General features: G+C 70.6%; 9 protein-coding genes. 2 read left to right on the forward strand and 7 right to left on the reverse strand.

Annotated features, from left to right (window positions below):
* The 4 genes from AB0J71_RS49040 to AB0J71_RS49055 all read right to left on the reverse strand — a co-directional run.
* Positions 1-1,975: sugar-binding domain-containing protein (locus AB0J71_RS49040; RefSeq protein WP_364421249.1), on the reverse strand; the 1,975-nt coding region annotated here is incomplete at its 3' end.
* Between the two features lie 31 nt (positions 1,976-2,006).
* Positions 2,007-2,849 (reverse strand): carbohydrate ABC transporter permease, encoded by an 843-nt coding sequence (locus tag AB0J71_RS49045; RefSeq protein WP_352329273.1) that lies wholly within the window; start codon positions 2,847-2,849, stop codon positions 2,007-2,009.
* Positions 2,849-3,712, reverse strand: a complete 864-nt coding sequence (locus AB0J71_RS49050; protein ID WP_364421251.1) for a sugar ABC transporter permease — start codon at positions 3,710-3,712, stop codon at positions 2,849-2,851. Before AB0J71_RS49050 ends, AB0J71_RS49045 begins: the two co-directional genes overlap by 1 nt.
* Positions 3,712-5,073, reverse strand: coding sequence for an extracellular solute-binding protein (locus tag AB0J71_RS49055; protein WP_352329269.1), 1,362 nt, complete (start codon positions 5,071-5,073; stop codon positions 3,712-3,714). Before AB0J71_RS49055 ends, AB0J71_RS49050 begins: the two co-directional genes overlap by 1 nt.
* A 123-nt stretch (positions 5,074-5,196) precedes the next feature.
* Between AB0J71_RS49055 and AB0J71_RS49060 the strand changes: the two genes are divergently transcribed.
* Entirely contained in the window at positions 5,197-6,207 is a 1,011-nt protein-coding gene (locus tag AB0J71_RS49060; protein WP_352329267.1) for a LacI family DNA-binding transcriptional regulator, read from the forward strand.
* A 282-nt stretch (positions 6,208-6,489) separates the two neighbouring features.
* Here AB0J71_RS49060 and AB0J71_RS49065 read toward each other — a convergent pair whose 3' ends face one another.
* The 3 genes from AB0J71_RS49065 to AB0J71_RS49075 all read right to left on the reverse strand — a co-directional run bounded on the left by AB0J71_RS49065 (position 6,490) and on the right by AB0J71_RS49075 (position 8,297).
* Positions 6,490-6,687, reverse strand: coding sequence for a hypothetical protein (locus tag AB0J71_RS49065; protein WP_364421253.1), 198 nt, complete (start codon positions 6,685-6,687; stop codon positions 6,490-6,492).
* A gap of 270 nt (positions 6,688-6,957) precedes the next feature.
* Complete coding sequence (locus tag AB0J71_RS49070) at positions 6,958-7,821, reverse strand: hypothetical protein (RefSeq protein ID WP_364421255.1); 864 nt, start codon at positions 7,819-7,821, stop codon at positions 6,958-6,960.
* Complete coding sequence (locus AB0J71_RS49075) at positions 7,746-8,297, reverse strand: hypothetical protein (RefSeq protein ID WP_364421257.1); 552 nt, start codon at positions 8,295-8,297, stop codon at positions 7,746-7,748. The genes AB0J71_RS49070 and AB0J71_RS49075 overlap by 76 nt, the downstream gene beginning before the upstream one ends.
* Positions 8,298-8,972: 675 nt before the next feature.
* Between AB0J71_RS49075 and AB0J71_RS49080 the strand changes: the two genes are divergently transcribed.
* On the forward strand, positions 8,973-9,146 hold the full coding sequence (locus AB0J71_RS49080; RefSeq protein ID WP_364421259.1) for a hypothetical protein: 174 nt from the start codon (positions 8,973-8,975) through the stop codon (positions 9,144-9,146).
* Positions 9,147-9,410: the final 264 nt, after the last annotated feature.

The following is a 9,410-nucleotide window of genomic DNA, read 5'->3' on the forward strand; positions in this document are numbered from 1 at the left end:
CGTCCACGGCCGAGCGGGCCACGACCGCTCCCTCGCTGACCAGGGCGACGTGCAGGCGGCCGCTGGTCCAGCCGTCCGGCAGCGCGGCGCGTACCTCGGCGGGGGAGCCGAGCAGGAACGGCTTCGCCTCGGCCCACGGGCCCGCCGCCCCGGGATCGGCGGGGGCGGGGCCGAAGACCGGGGTCCAGGCGGTGTGCAGATGGCCGCCGACCGGCTCGCCGCCGTGGTGCGAGACCCGTACGGGCACCGCGACCTCGCCCGACGCGCTCAGCAGGTCGCGTCCTGGCGCCACCGGGACGACGTCGAGCACCAGCGTGGTCGTCGCGTTCACGTGGGCCGGCTCCACGCCGGCCAGGTCCTTGGCGCGGCGCTCGAAGTCCAGCAGGCCGGCGGACTCGTGCTCGACGTCGTACAGCTCGGTGTAGACGTAACCGGCCAGACGGTCGTGGCGGCGCAGCTCCTGGGTCTGCCAGCGCAGGTGCCAGGCGCGTTCGACGCAGGTGAAGCCGCCGCCGTACTCGCTGTTGAGGTTGGGCAGGCCGCGCAGCGGCTGGGACGGTACGCCGGCGAGCTTCTTCCGCACGACGAAGTCGGGGCCGAGCTTGACCGGGAAGTCGTCCTGCGCGCCGTCGAGCAGCGCGGCGACGGTCTTCCCCCAGGAGGCGGCGGACTCGTCGTAGTAGTGCCAGTCGAGCAGGTCGGTCTTCACGTGCGCCCAACCGGAGTCGTCCACGGCGGGCCTGGTCGGGTCGAGGGCCTTGAGCAGGTCGTACGCCCTGGCCACCGCCTCCTGCTTGGCCGGGTCGCCCGGGATGTCCCAGTCCAGGCCCCACTCCTCGTTGTACAGGCCCCAGATCACGACGGCGGGGGAGTTGCCGTCACGCTCGGTCATGGGCGCGATCTGCTCCTCGAACGCGGCCACCGACTCGGCCGAGAACCGCCCGGTCGCGGCCGGCTCGGCCCACACCAGCATGCCCATCGTGTCGGCGTGGTGGACGAAGCGCGGGTCCTCCAGCTTGAGGTGCTTGCGCACCAGGTTGTAGCCCGCCTCGGCGGCGAGCTCGATGTCGCGCCGCAGGGCCGCGTCCGACGGCGCGGTGATCCCGGTACGCGGCCAGTAGCCCTGGTCGAGCACGCCGCGCACGAACAGGCGGCGGCCGTTGAGATACAGGTCCTCGCCGACCGCCTCGATGCGCCGCAGGCCGGTGTACCCGGTCACGCGGTCGACGCCGTCCTCGGAGACCAGCTCGGCGTCCACGTGGTACAGGTACGGGTCCTCGGGCGACCACAGGCGCGGGCTCGCGATCGGCAGCCTGGCCGTGGCGGTCCCGTCCGTGACCTGGGTCTCCACGGTCTGGCCGGTCTCGCGTACGGTCAGCCGCAGGGTGCCCGTACCCGACGTCCTGGCCTCCACCTCGACGGCGTCCAGCTCGTACGAGGGCCGCAGCTTCAGCGCGGTCAGATGGGTCGCGGGCCGGCACTCCAGCCACACGCTCTGCCAGATGCCCGACGACGGGGTGAAGCACACGCCGTCGAAGTCGTCGCGCGGGATGCTGCGCTGCTTGCCGTGGGCGAGCTCCCGCTTGTCCAGCGGCGCCGACACCCGGACCACGACCTCCTGCTCGCCGTCGCCCAGCGCGTCGGTCACATCGGCCTCGAACGGCGTGTAACCGCCCCGGTGCCGGGCCACCTCGACGTCGTTGACCCACACCGCGGCCTCGTGGTGCACGGCCCCGAAGTGCAGCACGACCCGGCCCGTCCACTCGGCTGGGACGGTGAACCGGCGGCGGTACCAGGCGAGCGGCAGCCAGTGCGCCTCGATGCCGGACGCGGCGGTCTCCCAGGCGAACGGCACGGTGATGGTCCGGTCCCAGTCCGGCTCGGTGTCGGCCCGGAAGTCCCAGTCGCCGTTGAGGCTCGACCAGCTGTGCGACCGGTCGAAGTGGGGCCTGGGGTATTCCGCACGGGGCGTCATGGTGTTCCTTTCAGACAAAGAGGGGGCCAGGTCAGCCTTTGACGCTGCCGGCGAGGATCCCGTTGATGAAGTGCCGCTGCAGCAGTACGAAGATCACCAGCAGCGGCAGCAGGGCGATGCTGCCCGCGGCCAGCAGCTCGCCCCAGACGGTGGCGAAGTCGGCGCCCACCCTGTTCCCGGTGACGTTCTGGGCCAGCGTGGACAGCACGACCTGGAGGGTCTGGTGCGAGGTGTCGTTGACGGCGACGACCGGCCAGACGAAGTCGTTGTAGACGTTCATGGTGGTCAGCACGGCCAGCGCGGCCAGCCCCGGCCTGATCACCGGCAGCACGACCTTGGCGAAGATGCCGAACTCGCCCGCGCCGTCCACCCGCCCGGCGTCGATCAGCTCGTCGGGGATCGCGGCGATCGTCTGCCGCATCCAGAAGATGCTGAACGCGTCGACGCTGCCGGGCAGGATCAGCGCCTGGTACGTGTTCACCCAGCCCAGCGTGCTCATCTCCAGCAGCAGCGGGATGACGAGCACCAGCGTCGGCAGCATCAGGGTCAGCATGACCACGCCGAACAGCAGGTTCTTGCCGGGGAAGTCGTACTTGGCGAAGGCGTAGCCGGCGAGCGGGCAGAAGAACATCGTCATCGCGCCCTTGACCACCAGCACCAGCGCCGTGTTGGCGAAGCCGGTGCCGATCGGCACGTCGGCGAACATGGCCCGGTAGTTGTCGAGGGTCAGCTCGCCCACCGACAGCGGGCTGGTGATGATCTCGGCGGCGGGCTTCAGCGACGAGCTGACCGCCCACCAGATCGGGTACAGGAACGCGAGGGCGAGCAGGGTGAGCACCGCGTACTGCGCGATGCCCGGTCTGGTCTGGTTCATCACACCTCGTCTTTCGGCCGCAGCATCCTGGTCGCGGCCAGGGACAGCCCGAAGACCAGCAGCACGAGCAGGAACGAGTTCGCCGAGCCGGTGCCGAGGTCCGACGCGGTGATGTGCTCGTACAGGTAGAGGCCGGCCGTGGTGGTCGAGCCGTACGGGCCGCCCTCGGTCACGACGTACGGCTCGGCGAACATCTGGAAGACGGCCAGCGTCTGCACGACCACCAGGAAGGCCATGCTCCTGCGCACCAGCGGCACGGTGATCGACCAGAACTGGCGCATGCGGGACGCGCCGTCGAGCGCGGCGGCCTCGTACACGCCGCCGGGAACGGCCTGGAGCCCGGCGAGCAGGATGATGATCGCGAACCCGGTCGTCTTCCACAGGAACAGCAGCGCGAGCGTCGGCTTCGACCACGCGGTCGAGGTCAGCCAGGCCACGTCGGGCAGCCCCACCAGGTTGAGCACGTGGTTGACCAGCCCGTAGTCCTGGTCGAACACCACGATCCACACCTGGGCCATCGCGACGAGCGGCGTCACGAACGGCGCGATGAACGCCACCCTGAACAGCCCGCGCAGCCGCAGCTTGGCGTTGGCCAGCAAGACCGCCCCCGCGAGCCCGGCCACGATCTGGAGCGGCACGATGAGCAGCCACATGATCGCGCTGTTGCCGAGCGAGGCCCAGAAGTCGGGGCTGGTCAGCAGGTAGACGTAGTTGCCGAGGCCGACCCAGTGGGCCTCGCCCGCGCCGCGCCAGCGGGTGAAGCTGAGCTGCAACGCGAACAGCAGCGGATAGACCCCGAACGCGGCGAAGACCACGAAGAACGGCGCGACGAACACGTACGGGGTGAGCCGGACACGTCTCATCAGGACCGGTCGATCAGGTTGCGCTGGATCTTCTTGGCCGAGTCGGCGATCACGTCGTCGGGCGACATCTTGCCCTCGATCAGGCGCTGCAGGTTGTCGCCGAGGTAGTCGACCGACTGGGCCCACCAGACGGGGATCGGCGCGGCGGCCGGGATGGTCGCGGCGGCGTCCACGGCGACCTTCCACAGGTCCTGGCCGCCGAGCGCGTCGATGGGCTTGAACAGCGGCTTGGCCTGGGCCGGGGTGTAGCTGGGGATCGAGGTGGACAGGCCGCCCGGGTAGACGTCGTTGGGGCCGTACACGGCGGTGTAGCCGGGCTCCTTGAAGCACAGGAACTCGTACAGCAGCCAGGCGAGCTCGGGGTTCCTGGCCTTGGCCGGGATCACGAAGCTGCTGCCGCCCATCGCGCCGCTGCGCGCGCCGCCCGGCGTCCAGGCCGGCAGCGGCGCGGCCCGCCACTTGCCCTTGGTGGCCTTGAGCAGCTGCTGCGGCGCGAACGACCACCAGATCGCCCACGGCACGAACACCTGCTGCCCGCTGTCGAGCGTGTTGACGTCGGCCGCCTCCAGGTACGGCGCGTGCGTGACCAGCCCGTCCTTGACCGCCGTCTGGATCCAGGTGAAGATCCGCCGGTACTCGGCCGAGTCCAGCCGGAGCTTGCCCTGCGCGTCGGTGAGGCTCGTGCCCTGCTGGTTGGCCAGCATCTCCAGCCAGAGCTGGCCGAGGAACGGGCTCTTGTCCAGGTGGATCGGCCGGGTCTTCGGGTCCTTCTCGCGGATCGTGCGGGAGGCGGTCAGCAGGTCGTCGTACGTGGCCAGGCTCGCGGGGTCGACGCCGGCGTCCTCCAGGATGTCCGCGCGGTACCAGAGCAGCCCGGGGTCGAGATCCCACGGCACGCCGTAGATCTTGCCCTCGACGGTGTTCACCGACAGCTTGTACGCCGACGTCTGCTCCCGGTACGGCGCGATCAGGTCGGTCAGGTCGAAGAGGTGCTCGGCCTGACCGCCGATCTTGGCGTCGTCCCAGAAGCTGCCGTCGGGCACGTCCGTGCCGCTGATCAGGGTGTTGGCCAGTTTGGCGTCGATGTCGACGGCCAGGTGGTTGACCTTGACCCCCGGGTACGCCTGCCGGAACTTGCCGATGGCGGCGTCGAACACCTTGAACAGGTCCCCCGACCGGTTCCAGATCGTGATCTCGCCCTTGGCCGCCGTCGACGCCGACGCGGTGGGTCTGGCCAGTTTGCTGGGCCCGGTGCTCTGGCCGCCGGGCGCGCAGGCGGCGAGCGCGCCGGTGGCGGCGAGCGCGCCGACGCCGAGTGCTCCCTTGAGGAAACCGCGACGGTCGATCGGGGGTGTGGACATCGATAACTCCTCGGCCTTTGAAGGCTCTGCAACGATGCAGACATCATGCATACTTCTCTGCAACGATGCAATACTGGGTTCGGGATCTTCCCAGTCACCCTCGGTTGGAGGTATAGGAGACGCATGGCCGGTCCTACGCTGCGCGACGTCGCCAAACGAGCGAACGTGTCGATCCGCACGGTGTCCAACGTGGTGAACGGATACGCGCCGGTCTCCGACGAGCTGCGGACCCGCGTACAGGCCGCGCTGGACGAGCTGGACTACCGGCCCAACCTCATCGCCCGCAACCTCAAGCAGGGGCGTACCGGGATGATCGCCCTGGTCGTGCCCGAGCTGGACGTGCCGTACTTCGCGGAGCTGGCCCGCGAGGTGATCACCGCGGCCCGCGCCCACGGCTACGTCGTGATGATCGACCAGACCGACGGCGACGGCGAGCGGGAGCGCGAGCTGCTCGGCCGCGAGTCGCGCGCCACCATGTTCGACGGCCTGCTGCTCAGCCCGCTCACGATCTCCGCCGACGAGCTGCGCGCACGCGGCAACAAGACCCCGATCGTGTTACTCGGCGAGCACATCTTCAACGGCAGCTTCCCGCACGTCGCGATGGACAACGTGGCGGCCGCCCGCGACGCCACCGCCCACCTGCTGAGCCTCGGCCGCCGCAGGGTCGCGGCCATCGGCGACCAGCCGTACGCGACCGGCGAGACCGCGCAGCTCCGCACCGCCGGGTTCCGCCAGGCGCACGCCCGCATGGGCCTGGAGGTCGACGAACGGCTGATCGTCTCGACCCCCCACTTCCACCGCCGCCGCGGCGCCGAGGCCATGGAACGCCTGCTCGCCCTGCCCGAGCCGCCCGACGCCGTGTTCTGCTACAACGACCTGCTCGCCCTGGGCGCGATCAGGGCGCTGACCAGGGCCGGGCGGAAGGTGCCCGACGACGTCGCGGTGATCGGCGTCGACGACATCGAGGAGGGCCAGTACAGCACGCCGAGCCTCACCACGGTCGCCCCCGACAAGGGCGTGATCGCCCGTACGGCGGTCGACACGCTCATCGAGACCATCGCCGGCACGGCCGGGGCCCCCGCCGAGATCGTCGTCCCGCACCACCTGATCGTCAGGGAGAGCACGGCGGGGTAGGAGCGGGGGTGGTGCCGGGGGAGGTCCGGGTTCTCGCGCCGCGGGGTAGTGCCAGGGCTAGTGCTGGTTGTCGCGGCAGCGCTCCTGTGCTCGCGGGCGCCCGCCGGTTGACTTGCGGGCATGACGATCAACACGATCCCCCGGCCGCTGGGCCGAAGGCGCCGGGCTGGTGCTCGGCCCCGCGCTGCTCCTCGCCGGCGTTCTCGTACGGGCGGGCGAGGTCGACTTCTTCCCCGGCCAGTTCGCCGCCTACGCCGCCGACCCGGGGCGCATGGTGACGTCCTACAGCCTGTTCGCGGCGGGGGCCGTGCTGCTGTGGCCGGCGGTGACCGCACTGGCCCGGTTGATCGGGGTCGCGCATCCGGCGCTGGCCAGGTGGGGCGCGGTGCTGACGGTACTGGGGCTGTTCGGCAGGGTGTTCCACGCCGGGGTGAGCCATCTGGCGTTCTCGTCCTCGTCGACGACGGCACGACGCCACATGCGGCAACGATCCGCTCCCGCGACCTTGCGCCCCACGAGCTTGCGGCGATGGACCAGAGCGCCGCCGCCCGCGCTGGTGGAGACGCACGAGCCTCGCGGCACCAGCTGTGATGTGACACGGCCTCGGCGATGCCTCATGTGTTGGTTGGTCCCGCGTGCGGTCGAGCTAAGAGATAACCCCTGAGTTCCCGATCAGCTCTGGTTCCACGGAACCGGCCCATGCCAGGGACTGGGAGGAATGGCGTGACGTGCTGCGCATCAGCAGCCGCGTCAGCTTGCCGTCAGCGACCAGGTTCTCCAGCTTCCACGCGAAGGTAGACAGACGGGACGCCTCCGGCTCCACCGCAGGCTGGGGTTCAGGCATCCCCAGCCTGGGGCGGCGCGCGGCGGCCCGCGACATCGCTGTCTTGGATGGTGCCGCCGGCATGGTCGCCACCTGGGCGCGCGTTCCAGGCTCGCGTCGACCTCGGGCAGGCCCGTTCTGGGCGGATCGGGCGTCCAGGGCCAGCCCGCCACGGTGCCGGCATCTACCTCCAGCGCCTTGACCGGGTCGCCGCCGCCGGTGACGGCGTGCACCACCGCGGTGGCGGCCAGCGCGTACCGGATGCACGCCTGCCGATAGAGCGCGCTCAGCTCGACGGCCTGCTCCTGGAGCGTGGTCCGGTAACGGGCGGCGGCGCGGGCCAGCGCGGCATCGTAGGCGGCCGCGGCCTTGTTCCTGTCCCTGGCCAGCCGTGCCACCGCTCCGCGCCCGTCGGGGACGTCGACGACGTGTGCGGCGGCCTCGGTGAGCCGGGCCGCTTCATCACGCGTCTCCTGCAGCCGCTGCCGTAGCCGCCCGCACTCCGCCCGCATATCCTCCAGCGCGCGGTCAACCTCGGCCGGCCAGAACGCTTCTCCGTCCGGCCTGGGCGCGTTCACCTGCGGATAGAGACGCGCGTACGCCTCCCAGTGCTCGGCATAGTGCGACCGGCCCGCATCGGTGAGCCGCAGCCGGCGCGAACCAGACAAGCCCGTGACCTGCTCCTCGACCAGGAACGGTTCAGGCTCCCGCTCAGTCAGCCACCGCCAGGCCGCCCCCAGATGGTCCCGCTGCAGCCCTTCGTCACCGGCGCAGCGCACCTCGGCCAGCATTGACCACAGCGCCTCGGACAGCTGGCCCTTGCGCGGGTTTCTCGGCCGGTCGGCGTCGACCCCGCCGCCCGGCAGGCGGCTCTGCCATCCCTGGTCAGCTGGACCTCCAGCCGGTAGCCCTGCAGCATGGCCCGGGCGCGGGTCTTGATCAGGCCACGTTCCTCCAGGGCCTCCAACGTCGAGCCGGTGCCCGCGTCGCGGATGCCGCGTCCTTCCAGCGCACGTTGCACCGCTCCGTGTTCCGCTGAGCCGCCACCGACTGGACCGTAGTCCAGCCACCGCCACTGCGACGCCGGCGGCGCCGTCTTCCCCCGCGCCCGGGCGCCCTTCCAGAACTGCTCGGCTTCCTGGTCCTTGTGATAGATGGCCCGCATGTACGCGCGCTGGCGATCGTTCAGCTCGGCCCAGACCTCGGCGGCGCGCTTGGCGGGAGGCATGGCCAGCACGCTACCAAGCACGAGCCGCACCTCACCCATTTGTCGCGGTCCGCAGGTGCTCGCCCTGTGGTCCTCATGCGCGGCGGTCGAGAGTTCGCTGTAACGTCTGGTCCAGGCCGAGGCGGCTGATCTGGACCCGCGTATCCACCGTGACCTTCGAAGGAGAAGTTCTGGATGGGGCCCACACCAGCCGGCCACTACACCGTACACATCGGCGGCAGCGCCCAAGGGAACGTCGTGGTGGGCGACGGCAACCACGCGGTGTCGGGCCACGTCCGCTCCGATGCCGCCTCCCCCCGAAGCACAGGACCTGGAAGTCCCAGAGGTCACGGAGCAAGCCCCCCCAGCCGGCCCCATCCGCCTCAGCTCCGATCACGGCCCACGGCGCACGTTCCGTCACCGCCCACACCATTCACACCGCGGTCACGGGCGACCACAACATCATCAGCCACTGATCCGGAGCGGACGCCGCTGGCCGGGCGCGCTCGGCGAGGCGCTGTCGGATGAGGCGGCCACGACGCCGGCCAGCCGGGTGCAGTCTGCCGCCACGACGGCGAGAGCATCGAGGTCAGGCGCGGCCTCGCTGGGCCACGGTGGGCCAGGCTCCGGAGACCGTAACGGCGACTCTCGGCATCACGCCCTGCGTCCGTACGTTCCGATCTCACAAGGGAAGCCGCGTGATAGTGATCCCACCTGATGTTCCGCCCCCTCAGCATGTACTCAGAGCCTGAGTGTCTAGCAGGCGGCCATGTCGCTATAACCGCTATAGCCGAGCTCTGCGACGGCACCCAAGCGAGCCTCGCCGCCATCCGGGACCTCGTCACCGCCGCCATCCTGGACAACTCCGCGCTGGCCGACTTCCTGGACAAGAACGGCCCGCTGCCCTAGACGCCGGCCCCCGCGCTGCCACCGCCGAGTGGTCGCGGTCCGTGACCGTCGGGGACCGTGGGATGACGCGACCAGATGCCTCTGCCTACGCTGGATCGCAGCTACGTCCCCCGGGAGTCACCATGGCCGACCACCAGCAGCGGACGCGTCTCCCCCGCGCCGCCTCACCGTCGTACCGCCCCATCCCAACACCCCAGCGCCGCCACTCCCGCCAGCAGACACCGGGCAGACCCACACCCGGAACACCGACGATGGGAACAAGGT

The organism is Nonomuraea sp. NPDC049637, from assembly GCF_040675235.1.
GTDB lineage: Bacteria > Actinomycetota > Actinomycetes > Streptosporangiales > Streptosporangiaceae > Nonomuraea.

Coding starts and splice junctions, on each gene's coding strand:
- AB0J71_RS49045 (WP_352329273.1), bottom strand. CDS start 2,849: ATGAACCAGACCAGACCGGGCATCGCGCAGTACGCGGTGCTCACCCTG.
- AB0J71_RS49050 (WP_364421251.1), bottom strand. CDS start 3,712: ATGAGACGTGTCCGGCTCACCCCGTACGTGTTCGTCGCGCCGTTCTTC.
- AB0J71_RS49055 (WP_352329269.1), bottom strand. CDS start 5,073: ATGTCCACACCCCCGATCGACCGTCGCGGTTTCCTCAAGGGAGCACTC.
- AB0J71_RS49060 (WP_352329267.1), top strand. CDS start 5,197: ATGGCCGGTCCTACGCTGCGCGACGTCGCCAAACGAGCGAACGTGTCG.
- AB0J71_RS49065 (WP_364421253.1), bottom strand. CDS start 6,687: ATGTGGCGTCGTGCCGTCGTCGACGAGGACGAGAACGCCAGATGGCTC.
- AB0J71_RS49070 (WP_364421255.1), bottom strand. CDS start 7,821: ATGCTGGCCGAGGTGCGCTGCGCCGGTGACGAAGGGCTGCAGCGGGAC.
- AB0J71_RS49075 (WP_364421257.1), bottom strand. CDS start 8,297: ATGGGTGAGGTGCGGCTCGTGCTTGGTAGCGTGCTGGCCATGCCTCCC.
- AB0J71_RS49080 (WP_364421259.1), top strand. CDS start 8,973: ATGTACTCAGAGCCTGAGTGTCTAGCAGGCGGCCATGTCGCTATAACC.